This is a genomic window from Streptomyces sp. NPDC014882 (assembly GCF_043081325.1).
Taxonomy (GTDB): Bacteria; Actinomycetota; Actinomycetes; order Streptomycetales; family Streptomycetaceae; genus Streptomyces.
This window is the reverse complement of record NZ_JBIBWL010000002.1, coordinates 618,567-634,528: the sequence shown is the minus strand read 5'-3', so window position 1 is coordinate 634,528 and position 15,962 is coordinate 618,567. Positions and strand designations below refer to the sequence as shown.

The 15,962-nt window shown below is 73.5% G+C and carries 14 protein-coding genes, 1 pseudogene and 1 riboswitch; of the genes and pseudogenes, 11 read left to right on the top strand and 4 right to left on the bottom strand.

Annotation, left to right across the window (positions count from 1 at the left end):
- The first annotated feature begins 27 nt into the window (after window positions 1–27).
- From ACF09K_RS07375 to ACF09K_RS07365, 3 genes are all read left to right on the top strand, one after another.
- Window positions 28–366: a DUF3618 domain-containing protein gene (locus ACF09K_RS07375; RefSeq protein ID WP_392241528.1), complete on the top strand. Its 339-nt coding sequence runs from the start codon at window positions 28–30 to the stop codon at window positions 364–366.
- Between the two features lie 97 nt (window positions 367–463).
- Window positions 464–766: a co-chaperone GroES gene (locus tag ACF09K_RS07370; protein ID WP_236052880.1), complete on the top strand. Its 303-nt coding sequence runs from the start codon at window positions 464–466 to the stop codon at window positions 764–766.
- Window positions 767–845: 79 nt separating this feature from the next.
- A riboswitch (guanidine-III (ykkC-III) riboswitch) is annotated at window positions 846–920 on the top strand.
- A gap of 36 nt (window positions 921–956) precedes the next feature.
- Window positions 957–1,277, top strand: coding sequence for a DMT family transporter (locus ACF09K_RS07365; RefSeq protein ID WP_392241527.1), 321 nt, complete (start codon window positions 957–959; stop codon window positions 1,275–1,277).
- 46 nt (window positions 1,278–1,323) lie between these two features.
- Here the strand turns inward: ACF09K_RS07365 and ACF09K_RS07360 are convergent, their stop codons facing one another.
- A complete protein-coding gene (locus ACF09K_RS07360; protein WP_392241526.1) occupies window positions 1,324–4,113 on the bottom strand; it encodes a transglycosylase domain-containing protein in 2,790 nt (929 codons plus the stop codon).
- Between the two features lie 687 nt (window positions 4,114–4,800).
- Here ACF09K_RS07360 and ACF09K_RS07355 point away from each other — a divergent pair.
- From ACF09K_RS07355 to ACF09K_RS07340, 4 genes and pseudogenes are all read left to right on the top strand, one after another.
- The gene (locus ACF09K_RS07355) at window positions 4,801–5,601 is read left to right on the top strand and encodes an ABC transporter permease (RefSeq protein WP_392241525.1); all 801 of its coding nucleotides are present in this window, start codon (window positions 4,801–4,803) and stop codon (window positions 5,599–5,601) included.
- A 187-nt stretch (window positions 5,602–5,788) separates the two neighbouring features.
- On the top strand, window positions 5,789–6,553 hold the full coding sequence (locus tag ACF09K_RS07350) for an ABC transporter permease (protein ID WP_392241644.1): 765 nt from the start codon (window positions 5,789–5,791) through the stop codon (window positions 6,551–6,553).
- On the top strand, window positions 6,451–7,560 hold the full coding sequence (locus ACF09K_RS07345; protein ID WP_392241524.1) for an ATP-binding cassette domain-containing protein: 1,110 nt from the start codon (window positions 6,451–6,453) through the stop codon (window positions 7,558–7,560). The genes ACF09K_RS07350 and ACF09K_RS07345 overlap by 103 nt, the downstream gene beginning before the upstream one ends.
- A gap of 10 nt (window positions 7,561–7,570) precedes the next feature.
- A pseudogene (locus tag ACF09K_RS07340) lies at window positions 7,571–8,252 on the top strand (DUF1707 domain-containing protein).
- Between the two features lie 151 nt (window positions 8,253–8,403).
- On the opposite strand, the gene ACF09K_RS07335 reads toward ACF09K_RS07340, so the two are convergent.
- Complete coding sequence (locus ACF09K_RS07335) at window positions 8,404–9,819, bottom strand: SGNH/GDSL hydrolase family protein (RefSeq protein WP_392241523.1); 1,416 nt, start codon at window positions 9,817–9,819, stop codon at window positions 8,404–8,406.
- Between the two features lie 194 nt (window positions 9,820–10,013).
- On the opposite strand from ACF09K_RS07335, the gene ACF09K_RS07330 reads away from it, so the two are divergent.
- Together ACF09K_RS07330 and ACF09K_RS07325 are read left to right on the top strand one after the other, a co-directional pair.
- A complete protein-coding gene (locus ACF09K_RS07330; protein ID WP_392241643.1) occupies window positions 10,014–11,324 on the top strand; it encodes a DUF445 domain-containing protein in 1,311 nt (436 codons plus the stop codon).
- A gap of 53 nt (window positions 11,325–11,377) precedes the next feature.
- On the top strand, window positions 11,378–12,886 hold the full coding sequence (locus ACF09K_RS07325; protein WP_392241522.1) for an MFS transporter: 1,509 nt from the start codon (window positions 11,378–11,380) through the stop codon (window positions 12,884–12,886).
- 173 nt (window positions 12,887–13,059) lie between these two features.
- On the opposite strand, the gene ACF09K_RS07320 is transcribed toward ACF09K_RS07325, so the two are convergent.
- Entirely contained in the window at window positions 13,060–13,569 is a 510-nt protein-coding gene (locus ACF09K_RS07320) for a hypothetical protein (RefSeq protein ID WP_392241521.1), read from the bottom strand.
- Between the two features lie 320 nt (window positions 13,570–13,889).
- Here ACF09K_RS07320 and ACF09K_RS07315 point away from each other — a divergent pair, with 320 nt between their 5' ends.
- Entirely contained in the window at window positions 13,890–14,912 is a 1,023-nt protein-coding gene (locus tag ACF09K_RS07315; RefSeq protein WP_392241520.1) for a GlxA family transcriptional regulator, read from the top strand.
- A 36-nt stretch (window positions 14,913–14,948) separates the two neighbouring features.
- Here the strand turns inward: ACF09K_RS07315 and ACF09K_RS07310 are convergent, their stop codons facing one another.
- A complete protein-coding gene (locus ACF09K_RS07310) occupies window positions 14,949–15,251 on the bottom strand; it encodes a hypothetical protein (RefSeq protein ID WP_392241519.1) in 303 nt (100 codons plus the stop codon).
- Window positions 15,252–15,413: 162 nt separating this feature from the next.
- Here ACF09K_RS07310 and ACF09K_RS07305 point away from each other — a divergent pair, with 162 nt between their 5' ends.
- Window positions 15,414–15,857: an Hsp20/alpha crystallin family protein gene (locus tag ACF09K_RS07305; protein ID WP_392241518.1), complete on the top strand. Its 444-nt coding sequence runs from the start codon at window positions 15,414–15,416 to the stop codon at window positions 15,855–15,857.
- Window positions 15,858–15,962: the final 105 nt, after the last annotated feature.

Genomic DNA, 15,962 nt, shown 5'->3' with positions numbered 1-15,962 from the left:
ACGTCGGCTCACTTCGGAGGCCCCACCGTGGCGGACACGTCGGACACGTCGGACACCAGAACCCCGGCGCAGATCGAGGCGGACATCAGGCGCCGCCGAGACGTGCTGGCCGAGACGCTCGACGAGATCGGGGTGCGGGTGCACCCGAAGACCATCGTCGGCGATGCCAGGGCGAAGGTCGCGGCCAATGTCGATCACACCCTCGGGAGGGCCTATGTGCAGGTCAACCGGATGGTGAGCGATGTGCGGGCGCAGTTCGTGGACGAGGAGGGCGCGCCGCGCCTGGAGCGGGTGGTGCCGGTGGCCCTCGTGGTGATCGGGGTCGTGGGTCTGCTCACGTTCGGTACGCGGCGCCGCAAGGGCTGACCCGGAGGCGTCGCCGCCGGGCGGAGGCAGGTAGGTTCGTGGCGTGAGCGGTAACAGAAGCGGGCACAGCGACCACGACGACAAGCTCCCCATCCGGATGCTGCACGACCGGGTCCTGGTGCGTCAGGAGACCGGTGAGGGCGAGCGGCGTTCCGGCGGCGGGATCCTGATCCCGGCGACGGCGGCCGTGGGCCGTCGGCTGGCGTGGGCGGAGGTCGTGGCGGTCGGCCAGAACGTGCGGACCGTCGAGCCGGGCGACCGGGTGCTGTACGACCCGGAGGACCGGGCCGAGGTGGAGGTGCGGGGCGTCGCGTACGTGCTGATGCGCGAGCGTGATCTGCACGCGGTGGCCGCGGACCGGTTCGAGGGGTCGGAGGACTCGACGGGCCTGTATCTCTGACAGCGGTGAGGCAGCGGGTGACGCTGCGGGTGGGAAGGGCTGGTGACCGTGGTCACCAGCCCTTCTCCCGTGTGCTTCGGTGTGCTTTGCTGGCGTGGAGGGACCCCGACGAGACGCGCCGTACCGGGGTGGACGAAGGCGAAGACGACGCACCGTAGTCGTCGAGCGCTCGTTTCTCGGAGGTGCTGTCATGGCCTGGGTCCTGCTGGTCGTCGCCGGTCTGCTGGAGGTGGGCTGGTCGGTCGGGATGAAGTACACCGACGGGTTCACGCGGCTGGTGCCGAGCCTGTTCACCGGGGCCGGGATCGTCGCCAGCATGCTGCTGCTGTCGTACGCCGCCCGTTCGCTGCCGATCGGTACCGCGTACGGCGTGTGGGTGGGGATCGGGGCGGCGGGGGCGGCGGTGTTCGGCATGGCGGTGCTGGGGGAGCCGGCGACCGCCGCCCGGATCTTCTTCGTGTGTCTGCTGCTGGTCGCCGTGGTGGGGCTGAAGGCGACCTCGGGGCACTGACCCCTGGCCGGACCCCGACGGCGACGGCGGCGGGGTCCGGGGTGGGTCACTCCTCGACCGGCCGGCGGTTCGCGAGCTGGGGGAAGGTGCCGCCCAGGGTGCCGGTGCCGCCGTCCGTGGTGCTTCCGTCGGTGGTCGAGCCGGTGGAGGTGTCCCCGCCGGTGGTGCCGCCCGTGCCGCCGCCGGTGGTGCCGCCCGTGGTGGGGGTGCCGCCGGTGGAGGTGTTCCCGCCCGTGCTGCCGCCGTCGGTGGTGCCGCCGGTGGTGGGGGTGCCGCCGGTCGTCGTGCCGCCGCCGGTGGTGCTGCCTCCGGTGGTGCCGCCGTCGGTCCCGCCCTGGCTCGTTCCGGGGGTCTGGGTGTTCTGGCCGCCGGTGGTGCCGTCCGTCTCGTCGCTCGTGCTCGGCTCGCCCGCGGAGGGTTCGGAGGAGGGGAGGGCGGTTTCCTCGGAGCCTTCCTGGAGCCGGAGGGTGAAGTCCTTGACGGGGGTGCCCTTGAGGGCGTTCCTGGTGAACTGGGCCCAGATCTGGGTGGGCGCGCCGCCGCCGTTGATGCGGGGCAGGCCCAGCGCGCCGTAGAGCGGTTTGTGGGCGGCGGTGACGGGGTCCTGGCCCATGACGGCGACGACGGTGGCGAGGTCGGGGGTGTAGCCGGCGAACCAGGCGGCGGTGTCCTTCTCGGCGGTGCCGGTCTTGCCGGCGGCGGGGCGGCCGGCGGCGAGTGCCGCGGTGGCGGTGCCGTTCTGGACGACGCTGCGCAGCACCGAGGTGGTGGTGTCGGCGGCTTCGCGGCTGACGGCCTGGGAGGTCTTGCGCTCGGGGAGGTCGGCGACGTCGACGCCGTTCCTGGTGACCTTGTCGATGAGGGTGTAGGTGCCGTGCCGGCCGTGGTTGGCGAGGGTGGCGTAGGCCTCGGCCATGTCGAGGACGCTGGCGGTGGCCGTGCCGAGGGCGATCGACGGGTAGGGGTTGAGGTCGGGGGTGTCGCCGGGCAGGCCGAGGTCGACGGCGGTCTGCTTGACCTTCTCGGGGCCGACGTCGACGGCCATCTGCGCGTACACGGAGTTCACGGACTTGTCGGTGGCGGTGCGGACGTCGATGTCGCCGTAGTTGACGTAGTCCTCGTTCTCGGGGGCGTAGGTCTCGCCGCTCCAGCCCTGCACGGGGCGCTTGTTGGTGCCGTCGTAGACGGTGTTGGGGGTGATGCGGCGGCGGTCCTGGGTCTCGGAGTCGTTCTCGACGGCCGCGGTGAGGACGAAGGGCTTGAAGGTGGAGCCGACCTGGAAGTCCCGGCGGGTGGCGTTGTTGGTGTACTGCTTGACGTAGTCGATGCCGCCGTAGAGGGCGAGGACGTTGCCGGTCTTGGGTTCGACCGCGGCGCCGCCGGCGCGGACGTAGGTGTCGGCCTTGCGGTTCTTCGGGTCGAGCTTGTCCATCAGCTGGTCGTCGACGGCCTTGACGAAGGCGTTCTGCTTCTTCTTGTCCAGGGTGGTGGTGATGCGGTAGCCACCGGCCTCGAGTTCCTCGGTGGTGGCGATCTTGTTGGTGCGCAGGTAGTCCTTGATGGCGGTGACGAGGTAGCCGCGCTGGCCGGACATGCCGTTGTCGGCGCCGGAGGTCTCCTTGGGGCCGGGGAAGGCCAGTCCGGTGCGGTCGGCCTCGCTGAGCCAGCCCTTGGTGACCATGCCGTCGAGCACGTAGTTCCAGCGGGCTTCGGCGGCCTTGCGGTTCTCGGGGTGGGCGATGACGTCGTACTCGCTGGGCGCGTTGACCAGGGCGGCGAGGTAGGCGCCCTGGGCGGCGGTGAGTTCGGCGGCGTCGACGCCGTAGTAGGCCTTGGCGGCGGCCTGCATGCCGTAGGCGTTGCGGCCGAAGTAGCTGGTGTTGAGGTAGCCCTCGAGGATGTCGTCCTTGGAGGTCTCGCGGTCCAGCTTGATGGCGATGAAGAACTCCTTCACCTTGCGGGTGACGGTCTGTTCCTGGGCGAGGTAGTAGTTCTTCACGTACTGCTGGGTGATCGTGGAGCCGGACTGCTTGCCCTTGCCGAGGGCGGTGTTCCAGCCGGCCCGGAGCATCGCCTTGGGGTCGACGGCGGACTCGCTGTAGAAGTCGCGGTCCTCGGCGGCCAGGACGGCGTGCTGGGCGTCCTTGGAGATCTGGGAGAGGTCGACGTTCTCGCGGTTGACGGTGCCGTCGCGGGCGATCTCGGTGCCGTCGGCGTAGAGGTAGACGTTGCTCTGCTTGGTGGCGAGGGCGTTGGCCGACGGGATCTTCACCATGGAGTAGCCGACGAAGAACAGGCCGACGACGAGGACCACGCCGAGGACGAAGGTGCCGAGGATCATGCGCCAGGTGGGGAAGAGGCGGCGCCAGCCGGTGCGCTTGGGCCGCTTCGGACGCTTGGGCCCGTCGACGGCGTCGGCCGCGTTGACCGTGTCGGTCGTGTCGGTGTGGTCTGTCGTGTCGGCGCGGTCGGGGGTGCCGGCGGGGCTCGCCGCCCGGGGGGCGTCGGGCGCCCCGGGCGTGCGGGCCGCCGCGGGTGCGCCGGCCGCCCGGGGGGCGGGGGCCGGGCCGCCGCGGGCCGGGCCCGGGGTGTGCGCGGCCTTGGGCCGGTGGGCCGCGGCGGCGGCCCGGCGCGCCTCGGGGACACCGGCGGCCTCAGGGGTACCGGCGGCCTCGGGTGTGCGGGCTGCTCCAGGTGTGCGGGCCGTCCCGGGGGCACCGGCCGCTTTGGAGGTACCGGCCGCCCCGGGGACCCCGGCGGCCTCGGGGGCACGCGCGGCCCCGGAGGAAGCGCGGGCCGCGCCGGGGCCCCGTACGGCCCGGAGTTCGCGTGTCACCTCGGGCCCCCGCGCGTCGTCGGCTTCCCTCGCGTCCCCGGCTTTCCGTGCCGCCCGGGGCTCCCGTACGGCCCGGAGTTCACGCGTCTCCTCGGACCCTCGGGCGTCCTGGGCTTCCCGCGCGCCCTCGGTTTCCCGTGCCGCTCCGGGTTTCCGTGCGGCCCCGGGTTTCCGTGCGGCCCCGGTTTCCCGTGCCGCCCGGGGTTCTTGTGCGCCCTCGGGTTCCCGTGCCGCTCCAGACTTCTGTGCCGCTCCGGACTTCTGTGCCGCTCCGGGTTTCCGCGCGGCCCCGGGTTCCCGCGAGGCCCCGGGTTCCCGCGGCGCTTCCGGTGGACCGGCAGCCTCGGGTGTGCCGGCCGCCTCGGGGGTACCGGTCGCCCGGTCCCCGGTGGGCTGCTTCGGCTTCGGCTGCGGCTCGTCGCTCATGTGTTGCTCGGACTCCTGATTCGCCTCGTACGTGGCCGTACGTGTCGTACGCGTTCTGCGCCCCCTGTTGAAGACTCTCGCACCATGCGTTCCGTTCCCGGCAATCGGCGCGTGTTGTGCCGCACGCGCCCCGTGCCGCGCGCGCCGGACGGGTGCCCGGAAATCGCGTGGCGCGGGGGGAAGCCCGCCCACTAGGCTCCTGCGCTTCGCCGCCGTGGCGGGACGGGCGCGGGATCGCCGCGGGTGAGGAGGGCTGGTGCCGTGGGTTCGGTGCGCTTGTACGCGGCCGTGGCGGCGGGGGGTTTCAGAAGGTACGCGACCTACCGCGTGGCGACGGCGGCGGGGGTGTTCACCAACACGGTTTTCGGCCTGATCCTCGTCTACACATACCTGGCGTTGTGGGACGAGCGGCCGCAGTTGGGGGGCTACGACCAGGCGCAGGCGGTGACGTACGTCTGGCTGGGGCAGGCGCTGTTCGCGACGCTCGCGATGCAGGGCGGCGGTTTCGAGGCGGAGTTGATGGAGCGCATCCGGTCGGGTGCGGTGGCGGTCGACCTGTACCGCCCGGTCGATCTCCAGATGTGGTGGCTGGCCGCCGACCTGGGGCGCTCTGCGTTCCAACTGCTGGGCCGGGGGGTGGTCCCGTTCGTGTTCGGGACGCTGGTGTTCCCGACGGCGCTGCCCGCCGACCCCTGGTCGTGGCTGCGGTTCCTGGTGGCCCTGCTGCTGGCGATGGTGGTGAGCTTCGGCATCCGGTTCCTGGTGGCGCTGAGCGGTTTCTGGCTGCTGGACGGCACGGGGGCGCTCCAGATGCTGGTGGTGACGGGGATGTTCTGCACGGGAATGGCGCTGCCGCTGAACGCGTTCCCGGAGCCGCTGGGCCGGATCGTGCGGGCGCTGCCGTGGTCGGCGATGCTCCAGATGCCGGCGGACCTGCTGATGGGGGAGGCCGGGGCGTGGGGGACGTACGTCTTCCAGGCGGGCTGGGCGGTGGTGCTGCTGGTGCTGGGACGGGTGGTGCAGGCGGCGGCGACGCGGCGGGTGGTGGTCCAGGGTGGGTGAGACGACGGGACCCGTGGGGGAGGCGGGACGGGCGGACGAGGCGTGGCGGGCGGGGCAGGCACCGAAGGTGCGGGAGGCGCGGACGGCGTGGGAGGCGGGACCGGCGGACGAGGCGTGGGAGGCGTGGCCGGCGGGGCCGGCCGGGCGGGTGCGGGAGGGGCTGCGGGCGTACCGGCTGATCGCGGGGATGTGGATCCGTTCGACGATGGTCTATCCGCTGTCGTTCGCGATGACGCTGCTGAGCGGGCTGCTGGTGACGGGCCTGGACTTTGTCGCGATCTTGCTGATGTTCTCGCGGATCGACGCGCTCGGCGGCTACACGCTGCCGGAGGTGGCCCTCCTGTACGGCCTGTCCGCGACCTCGTTCGGGATCGCGGACCTGGCGATCGGCTCGGCGGGCCGGCTGGGCTCGCGGGTGCGCGACGGCACGCTCGACACGCTGCTGGTGCGTCCGGCGCCGGTGCTGGCGCAGGTGGCGGCGGACCGGTTCGCGCTGCGCCGGCTCTCCCGGATCGCCCAGGGGGTGCTGGTGCTGGGGTACGCGCTGGCGGCGGTGGACGTCGACTGGACGGCGGACAGGGTGCTGCTGGTGCCGGTGACGCTGGCCGGCGGTGCGGTGATCTTCGGCGCGGTGCTGGTGGCGGGGGCGGCGTTCCAGTTCGTCGCGCAGGACGCGGCGGAGGTGCAGAGCGCCTTCACGTACGGCGGCCAGACGCTGCTGCAGTACCCGCCGACGGTGTTCGGGAAGGAACTGGTGCGCGCGGTGACGTTCGTGTTCCCGCTGGCCTTCGTGAACTGGGTGCCGGCGGCGCACGTGCTGGGGCGGCCGTCTCCGCTGGGCCTGCCGGGATGGACGGCGTACGCCCCGCCGCTGGTGGCGGCGCTCTGCTGCGCGGCGGCGGGGCTGGCCTGGCGGGCGGGGCTGAGGTCGTATCGGAGCACGGGGAACTGACGGAGGTGGCGGTGGACGCGTTCATCGAACTCGACGGTGTGGAGAAGGTCTTCGACGTGCGCAGGCGCACCGGTTTCCTGCGCCGGGAGCGGCGGCGGGTGCGGGCGGTGGACGGGCTGTCGTTCACCGTGGCGCGCGGTGAGATGGTCGGGTACATCGGGCCGAACGGCGCCGGGAAGTCGACGACGGTCAAGATGCTGACGGGCATCCTCACGCCGAGCGGCGGCCGGCTGCGGGTGGCGGGCATCGACCCCGCCCGCGAGCGCACCCGGCTCGCGCACCGCATCGGGGTGGTGTTCGGGCAGCGGACGTCGCTGTGGTGGGACCTCCCGCTGATCGACTCCTACCGGCTCGCGCACCGCATGTACCGCATCCCGGACGCCCGTTACCGGGAGAACCTCGACCGGCTCGTCGAACTCCTCGGCCTGGAGGCGTTGTTGGACGTGCCGGTGCGGCAGCTCTCGCTCGGCCAGCGGATGCGCGGCGACATCGCGGCGGCGCTGCTGCACGACCCCGAGATCCTCTACCTCGACGAGCCGACGATCGGCCTCGACGTCGTGTCCAGGACGAGGGTGCGGGAGTTCCTGGGCGAGTTGAACGCCGGGCGCGGCACGACGGTCCTGCTCACCACCCACGACCTCCAGGACATCGAGCGGCTCTGCTCCCGCGTGATGGTCGTCGACCACGGGCGGATGATGTACGACGGTCCGCTCGCGGGGCTGCACGAGGCGGGGGAGAGCGAACGGACCCTGGTCGTGGACCTGGAGCGGGAGCTGCCGCCCGTGGACGCGGGCCCCGAGGCGCGGGTCGTGCGGGTGGAGGGGCCGCGCCAGTGGCTGGCCTTCCCGGCGTCCGTGTCGGCGGCCCCGCTGGTGGCGCGGATCGCGGCCGGGTACCCGCTGGTGGACCTGTCGGTGCGCGAGCCCGACATCGAGGCGGTGATCGGCCGCATGTACGCGGGCCGGGAGCCCTCGGAGACCGTGGTGCCGGGCACGGGGAACTCGTAGGCTGCCGTGCATGACCGACGACGCAGTCCCGGACCTCCGCGCCTCCGACGCCGACCGTGAGCGGGTCGCCGAGGTCCTGCGGGAGGCCCTCGCCGAGGGCCGGCTCGACATGGCGGAGTTCGAGGAGCGGCTGGACGCGGCGTACCGGGCGCGGACCTACGGCGAGCTGACGCCGCTCACGCGTGACCTGCCGGCGGCGGGGGCCGCCGCGCCGCCCGCCGTGTCGCTGCACAAGCCCGGGGAGCGGGGCGAGGGGGGAGTGGGCGGGGCGGATCACGGGCGGCGAGGGGTCGTCCGCGTGGGCCGTGGCCGTCATGTCCGGCTTCCAGCGCAAGGGGCGGTGGACGGTGCCCCGGCGGTTCACCGCCTTCGCCTTCTGGGGCGGCGGCGAGCTCGACCTGCGTGAGGCGGACTTCGCGGCCGGGGAGGTCGTGATCAACTGCGTCGCCGTCATGGGCGGGGTGAACGTCGTGGTGCCGCCCGGCGTCGAGGTCGTGGTGCGGGGCGTCGGGATCATGGGCGGCTTCGACCACCGGGAGCAGGGGGTGCCGGCCGCGCCGGGCGCCCCCCGGGTGGTGATCACCGGGTTCGCCTTCTGGGGCGGGGTCGGCGTCGAACGCAAGCCCTGGCGGGACCGCGGGAAGCGGGAGCTGCCCCGGGACCGGGACGGACGGCGCCATCTGGGGCACTGAGACGCCCCACCCGCGCCGGGTTCCCCGCTGCTCCCCGCTGCTCCGTCCCGCGCCCCGTCGGCCCGTGCCTCCCGCCGGCCCGCGCCGCGCCCTCCGCCGGCCCGCACCGTGCCCCCGCCCGAGCCGGCTACGTCTCCGCCCCGGCCGCGGGCTACGAATCCGCCCGGCCCGCCCCCCTGAGCTGCTCCCACTCGATCAGTTCGGCCATCTTGCGGTATCCCCGGTCGCTGGGGTGGAGGTGGTCGCCGGAGTCGTACTCCGAGCGCAGCCGCCGGGGGTCGTACGGGTCGTGCATCGCCCGGTCGACGTCCACGACCGTGTCGTACACCGAGCCGGACCGGATCGCCGCGTTGATCTCCTGCCGCACGTCCTCGCGGGCGTCGGTGTAGCCGCGGAAGCCGCGGAAGGGGAGCAGGGTGGTGCCGACGGCCTTGACGCCGTGGGCGTGGGCGCGGCGGACCAGGGCGCGCAGCCCGTCGAGGACGGCGTCGGGGTCGGCGGTGGTGCGGGCGCGGAGGATGTCGTTGACGCCGAGGTCGATGACGACGGCCCGCACGTTCGGCCGGCCGAGGACGTCCCGTTCGAAGCGGTCGAGGGCGCTGGCGTTGGCCGCGGGCCGGCCCGGTCCGCCGGCGAGGACGCGGTTGCCGCTGATGCCGGCGTTGACGACGCCGTAGCGCGGGGCGTCCCCGCCGGCGGCGAGGGCGGCGTGGATCCGGTCGGAGAGGACGTCGGGCCAGCGGCGGTCGGCGCCAGGGGTGGAGGTGGAGCCGTCGGTGATGGAGTCGCCGAGGGCGACGACGGTGCCGTCGGCCCCGTCGTTGAGGACGTCCAGCGCGGTGACGTAGCGCCAGGAGGTGATCTGCCCGGTGTACGGGGCTCCGCTCACGTCGCCGGTGTGCTCGCCGTCGGCGACGTAGCTCGTCTGCCGGGCCCGGTGGTGGAAGGTGACCGGGCCCGCGGAGTACGGCGTGTGCAGGCTGACCAGGACGTCGGTGTCGCCGGGGACGGCGAGCGGGGCGGCGTCGCTGACGGCCTGTCCGCCCGCCGGGATCGTGATCGACGGGCGGCCGCCGAAGGTGAGTCGGCGCAGGGTGGCGGGGTCGGCGGCCGGACCGTCGTCGTCCGCCGCGACGGCGAGGGTGGCGGCGCTCACGGTCAGCGGGCCGGTGCCGTAGAGATTGGACAGCGTGATGCGGGCACTCGTCCCCGCGACGCTGGTGTGCACGACGTTGCGCACCGTGCGTCCCGCCGTGCCGTCGGTCTCGGTGAGCGGTTCGCGGCCGGTCGGGGCGGCGGCCCAGCTGCCGACCCACACGCCGGTGGAGGCGGCCGCGGCGGAGTGGGGGCCGGTGCGGGAGGCGGCGAGGACGTCGTCGTGGCGGCGCCCGCCGTCCCCGGCGTCGACCCCGGCGTATATGGCGGCCGAGAGGCCCACGGTCACGGCGAGGAGCGCGGACAGGAGGGCGTGGTGACGGGCGCGGTCACGGATGTCGGGACGGGGGTGGAGGCGGATGCTGCGGCGGGCATGGGGCACCCCGGGACCCCCGCCGTCGTGCCTGGTCATGCGGGTGTGTGTCTCCTCGGACGGTGGAGCGGCGAGGCTCCGGCAGGACAGTGCGGGAGATCACCGTTGAACTCCCCCACCTGACAGACGCCGGGAACTCCTGTTTCGTTCCAGGAGTCGAACGGGTGGGACACCGGACAGGTGGGGACAATGGCGGCGTGCGGGTCACGGGGGACCGGGAACGGGTGGAGCGGATGGAACGCAAGGGAACACAGGACGGGGCGACGCCCGCGGCGCGCGCCATGAACGTCTTCAGCGCCGCCGACGAGGAGCGCCAACGAGGCGTGCGGCGCATGAAGCTCACCGCGGCCGGGCTGCTGGTGTTCGTGGCGGTGGTGTACGCCCTCGCCGAGTGGGCCTCCCACCGGGGCGCCGGCCCCTGGGCGGGTTATGTGGCGGCGGCGGCCGAGGCGGGCATGGTGGGCGCGCTCGCCGACTGGTTCGCCGTCACCGCCCTGTTCCGCCGTCCGCTGGGCCTGCCCATCCCGCACACGGCGATCATCCCGACGAAGAAGGACCAGCTGGGCGTCTCCCTGGGCGAGTTCGTCGGCGAGAACTTCCTCTCCGGCGAGGTCGTGCGGCAGCGGCTGCGCGCGGTCGGCATCGGCAGCCGGCTGGGGACCTGGCTGGCGGAGCCGGAGCACGCGGAGCGGGTGACGGCGGAGCTGGCGACGGCGCTGCGGGGCGCGCTGACCGTGCTGCGGGACTCCGACGTGCAGGCGGTGGTCGGGGAGGCGATCACGCGCCGGGCGAACGCCCAGGAGATCGCGCCGGGCATGGGCAAGATGCTGGAGAAGGTCGTCGCGGACGGCGGCCACCGGCGGGCCGTCGACCTGGTGGTGGGGCGGGCCCACGACTGGCTGGTGCTGCACTCCGACTCGGTGATGGACGCCGTGCAGGGCGGCGCGCCCGGCTGGACGCCCCGGTTCGTCGACAAGCGCATCGGCGAGCGGGTCTACAAGGAGCTGCTGCGGTTCTGCGCGGAGATGCGGGACATGCCCTCCCACCCGGCCCGCGGCGCCCTGGACCGCTTCCTGCGCGACTTCGCCGCCGACCTCCAGTCCGACACCGAGACCCGCGCGAAGGTGGAGCGACTCAAGGGCGAGGTGCTGGGCCGCGGCGAGGTCCAGGACCTGATCGCGTCCGTGTGGACGGCCGTCCGCGCGATGATCGTCTCCGCGGCCGAGGACGAGCGCAGCGAGCTGCGGCTGCGGGTGCGGGCCGCGCTGCTGTCGCTGGGGTCCCGGATGGCGACCGAGCAGAAGGTGCAGGGCAAGGTCGACGGCTGGGTGGAGAGCGCGGCGGTGCACGTGGTGTCGACGTACCGCAAGGAGATCACCCTGCTGATCACCGACACCGTGGCCGGCTGGGACGCCGAGCACACCACCCGCAAGATCGAGGCGCACATCGGCCGCGACCTGCAGTTCATTCGCATCAACGGCACGGTGGTCGGCTCGCTGGCGGGCCTGCTGATCTACACGGTGGCGCGGGCGCTGGGGGCGTAGCGGCCCGTCCTCGGGGCATCCGGTGGTGGTTCCGCTGGACGAGGAGGGAGCCCATGACCACAGCCGCACAGGCCGAGTCCGGCCGCACCATCACGACGGACATCCCCGCCCGCCTGGACCGCCTCCCCTGGTCGCGCTGGCACTGGACGATCGTGATCGGTCTCGGCACGGTATGGATCCTCGACGGCCTCGAAGTCACGGTCGTCGGCAACATCGCCGGACGGCTGTCGGAGCCCGGCAGCGGCCTGCCCATCACCTCCGGGCAGGTCACCGGCATCGCCGCCGCCCTCTACGTGGCGGGAGCCTGTATCGGCGCGCTGTTCTGGGGGCGCCTGACGGACCGCTGGGGGCGCAAAAAACTCTTCATGATCACGCTGGCGGTCTACCTCGCCGCGACCGCGCTGACCGCGATCTCCTTCGACACCTGGTGGTTCCTGCTCTTCCGCTTCCTCACCGGCTTCGGCATCGGCGGCGAGTACGCGGCGATCAACTCCGCGATCGACGAGCTGATCCCGGCGCAGTACCGGGGCCGCGTCGACCTGATGATCAACGGCAGCTTCTGGCTGGGCGCGGTCGGCGGTTCGCTGCTGTCGATCGTCGCGCTGAACACGGACCTGTTCGCGGCGAACGTGGGCTGGCGCCTGACGTTCGCGCTCGGCGCCGTCCTCGCCCTGGTCATCCTCCTCGTACGGCGTCACGTCCCGGAGAGTCCGCGGTGGCTGCTGATCCACGGCCGGGACCGGGAGGCGGAGGAGATCGTCTCCTCCATCGAGCGGCGGATCGAGTCCGAGCGGGGCGGGCCGCTGCCGGCGGCCGAGGGCGAACTCACCATCCACCAGCGCCGCGGCGTCTCCTTCCTGGAGATCGCCCGCACGGTCTTCTCCGACTACCGCCGGCGCGCGGTCCTCGGCTTCTCCCTCTTCATCGGGCAGGCCTTCCTCTACAACGCGATCACCTTCGGCTTCGGCGCGATCCTGACCACCTTCTTCGACGTGCCGACCGGCCACACCGGCTACTACTTCGCCGTGATCGCCCTCGGCAACTTCTTCGGCCCGCTGCTGCTGGGCAAGCTGTTCGACACGGTCGGCCGCCGGATCATGATCTCGTCGACGTACCTGCTCTCCGGCCTGCTGCTGTTCGCCACGGCCTGGCTGTTCGACCGCGGCGCGCTGAGCGCGACCACCATGACGGCCTGCTGGTGCGCGGTGCTGTTCTTCGCCTCCGCGGGCGCCTCCAGCGCCTACCTCACGGTCTCCGAGATCTTCCCGATGGAGACCCGCGCCATGTCCATCGCCTTCTTCTACGCCCTCGGCACCGCGGCGGGCGGCATCAGCGGCCCCCTGCTGTTCGCCGACCTCACCGGCACGGGCAAGGTCGGCGACACGGTCCTCGCCTTCCAGATCGGCGCGGGCCTGATGTGCGCGGCGGGCCTGGTCGCCGCGTTCCTCGCGGTACGGGCCGAGCGCCGCTCCCTGGAGGACATCGCGACGCCCCTGACGGCGGCGGCGAAGGCCCGCCCGGCGATGGGGGTCGCGACGGCGGAGGAGGCCTCGGGGGCCTGACGGCGGAGGGTGCCTCGGACGGCCGACGACGAAGGGGCGCCTCGGAGGGCCCGACGGCGGAAGCCCCGGCACCCGAGAGCGGAGGAAGCCTCCCGTGGACCTGGAGAACGGTCCCCGGGAGGCTTTTTCCGACGGAGGGCACGCGCTCCACGCCGCCTCCGCCCCTCCGCTTCCTACGCCCCCGTCGTCGACCCCGGCCGGACGATCATCAGGACGGTGACCGTCGCCCACAGCAGGTTGAAGATCCCGGTGGACATGGCGAGCCGGACGGTCGCCTCCCGCGTCACGGTGCCCACGGCGCCCTGATCGGTGCCGGCGCCGGTGCCGGTGCCGGTGCCGGTGTCGGGGTGACCCTCCACGAGGACCTCCTGACCGGGCAGCACGAGCACCACGAGGACGACCGCGGCCAGGACGGTCAGCGCGATCGACACGATCAGCCAGGCGTCGCCGAGCACGCCCATCGCGCTCCCGGTGAAGAACCCGAAGACGGGCACGGTGATCCCGACGGCCGCGTACACCCGGCAGATCCGGTGCAGCAGCTGTACGGTCCCGGCCGCGCGGACGTCCTGCGGGGCGGCCAGGGCCCGGCGCGCGGCGGGCGGGAACATGCTCGCGGCGACGGTGACGGGACCGATCGCGACGATGGCGGCGATGACGTGGACGGCGAGGAGGAACTTGGTCACGGGCCGACGGTAGGCGTCCGGCCGGCCCCGCAGAAGTGGCGGGACTGCCAGGGTCCGACGGATTCCCGCCAGCCGCTTCCCCGCAGCCGGTGCCGGGCGGGAGACGGGCGGGAAGCGAGTGGGAAGGGGGTGGGGGACGGATGGGAAGGGGGTGGGGGACGGACAGGAGGCGGGCGCCGGAAGGCGGCGAAGCGGTCCCGCCGGTCCGCAGGCCGGCCGGGTCGCCGGGTCGCCGGGCCGCCGAGCTGCTGGGAGGCCAGATTGCCGGGGCGCCGGGTTCACGGGTTGGCGCCATCCCGTCGTACCCCTACCCTCTCGCCATGCACACCGTCGTCATCCTGGCCCTGGACGGGGTCATCCCCTTCGACCTGTCCGCCCCGATCGACGCCTTCGGCTGGGCCCGGCTGCCCGACGGCCGGGAGGCGTACCGGGTGCGGGTCTGCTCGCCGTACCCGTCGGGCGAGGTGAGCGCGGGGGCGTTCACGGTGCGGGCGCCCTACGGCGTGGAGGCCCTGGCGGAGGCGGACACGATCATCCTGCCCGGCGTGCGGCAGCCGCGGGACCCGCTGCCGGACGGCGTCGCGGAGGCGCTGCGCGCGGCGGCGGCGAACGGCACGCGCATCGCGTCGATCTGCGTCGGCGCGTTCCTGTTCGCCGCGACCGGCCTGCTGGACGGCCTGCGCGCGACGACCCACTGGACCGCCGCCCGCGAACTGGCCGAACGCCACCCGGGGATCACGGTCGACGCGAACGTCCTCTACGTCGACAACGGCCAGTTCCTGACCTCGGCGGGCGCCGCCGCGGCCCTCGACATGTGCCTGCACATGATCCGCCGGGACCACGGTTCGGCCGTCGCCGCACAGGCCGCCCGCATGTCGGTCATGCCCCTCGAACGCGAGGGCGGCCAGGCCCAGTTCATCGTCCACGACCTGCCGCCCGCCCCGTCCGGCGCCACCCTGGAACCCGTCCTGCGCTGGATGGAGGAGCACTGCGCCCGCGACCTGACCCTGGACGAGATCGCGGACCGGGCGGGCATGAGCACCCGCACCCTCAACCGCCGCTTCCGCGAACAGGCCGGCACGACGCCCCTGCAGTGGTTGCACCGGGCGCGGGTGCGGCGGGCGCAGTACCTGCTGGAGACGACCGCGCACTCCGTCGAACGGATCGCGGCACAGACGGGCTTCGGCTCCCCGACGGCCTTCCGCGAACGCTTCCGCAAGGTGGTGGGGACGAGCCCGCAGGGCTACCGGCGGGCGTTCCGCTCGGGTACGGCGCCACGGGTGGGGCCGGAGCCGGGGACGGGTACGGCGCCACGGCCGGGGCCGGCGGCGCAGGCGGGGTAGGGGTCCTGCGGGGCGGGGGATCCGGAGCAGGCGGGGTCAGCCCCGGCGGTCCGCGACCGCCCAGGAGGCCAGCGCGACGGCGCCCGCGACCGCGAACACCGACGGCCAGGCGCCCACCTTCTTGGCCAGCGGGTGCGACCCGGCGAACGCGGCGACGTAGGCCACGCCCAGCGCGCCCGCGGCCTTCCCGCCCGCCCGCTGCCGCCACTGCTGCGCCGCCGCGGCCCCCGCCACGGCGAGCACGGCCCCGCCGAGCGGCCGCTTCCTCGTCCACCGGGCCACGCCGTACCCGCCGACGAGCCCGCCCGCGGCGATCACCGAACTGGGAACCTTCGCCATCACTGCCTCCACGAATCGAGTCCCCCGAAGTCGCCCAAAGGGTAGTGCGCGACCACGAATCACCCCCGACCTGAGTCGAGGCTTGTCAAGTTTCCTCCTTCGAGCTATATAAGAAGTCGTAGGGCATCGCACCGACAGTTCTGAAGAGAGGAGTGGACTGTGATGCTCATGCGTACCGACCCCTTCCGCGAATTCGACCGACTCGCGCAGCAGGTCTTTGGTACCAACGCCGCCACGGGGACCGGCAACCGCCCCGCCGCCATGCCGATGGACGCCTACCGTTCGGGGGACGACTTCCTCGTCCACTTCGACCTCCCCGGCATCGACCCCGAGACGATCGAGCTCGACGTCGAACGCAACGTCCTCAGCGTCCGCGCCGAGCGCCGCGCCCCCGCCCCCGAAGGTGCGGAACTGGTCGTCGCCGAACGCCCGACGGGCACCTTCACCCGCCAGCTCTTCCTCGGCGACACGCTGGACACGGAGCGCATCGACGCCTCGTACGAGGCCGGCGTCCTGACCCTGCGCATCCCCGTGGCCGAGCAGGCCAAGCCGCGCCGCATCCAGATCTCCGGCGGCGACGGCGGCCGCAAGCAGATCAGCGGCTGACGTCCCGCCCCCCCCCCCCCCCCCCCGGGCGGGGCGGCCGCCCCCCCCCGCCCCCCCCCCCCCCCCCCCCCCCCCCCCCCCCCCCCCCCCCCCCCCCCCCCCTAC

What these genes read in the sequence shown, in the direction of transcription:
- ACF09K_RS07370 (WP_236052880.1), top strand. Translation starts at nt 464, where the DNA reads ATGCTGCACGACCGGGTCCTGGTGCGTCAGGAGACCGGTGAGGGCGAG.
- ACF09K_RS07365 (WP_392241527.1), top strand. Translation starts at nt 957, where the DNA reads ATGGCCTGGGTCCTGCTGGTCGTCGCCGGTCTGCTGGAGGTGGGCTGG.
- ACF09K_RS07350 (WP_392241644.1), top strand. Translation starts at nt 5,789, where the DNA reads ATGTGGATCCGTTCGACGATGGTCTATCCGCTGTCGTTCGCGATGACG.
- ACF09K_RS07345 (WP_392241524.1), top strand. Translation starts at nt 6,451, where the DNA reads ATGGACGGCGTACGCCCCGCCGCTGGTGGCGGCGCTCTGCTGCGCGGC.
- ACF09K_RS07335 (WP_392241523.1), bottom strand. Translation starts at nt 9,819, where the DNA reads ATGACCAGGCACGACGGCGGGGGTCCCGGGGTGCCCCATGCCCGCCGC.
- ACF09K_RS07330 (WP_392241643.1), top strand. Translation starts at nt 10,014, where the DNA reads ATGGAACGCAAGGGAACACAGGACGGGGCGACGCCCGCGGCGCGCGCC.
- ACF09K_RS07325 (WP_392241522.1), top strand. Translation starts at nt 11,378, where the DNA reads ATGACCACAGCCGCACAGGCCGAGTCCGGCCGCACCATCACGACGGAC.
- ACF09K_RS07315 (WP_392241520.1), top strand. Translation starts at nt 13,890, where the DNA reads ATGCACACCGTCGTCATCCTGGCCCTGGACGGGGTCATCCCCTTCGAC.
- ACF09K_RS07310 (WP_392241519.1), bottom strand. Translation starts at nt 15,251, where the DNA reads ATGGCGAAGGTTCCCAGTTCGGTGATCGCCGCGGGCGGGCTCGTCGGC.
- ACF09K_RS07305 (WP_392241518.1), top strand. Translation starts at nt 15,414, where the DNA reads ATGCTCATGCGTACCGACCCCTTCCGCGAATTCGACCGACTCGCGCAG.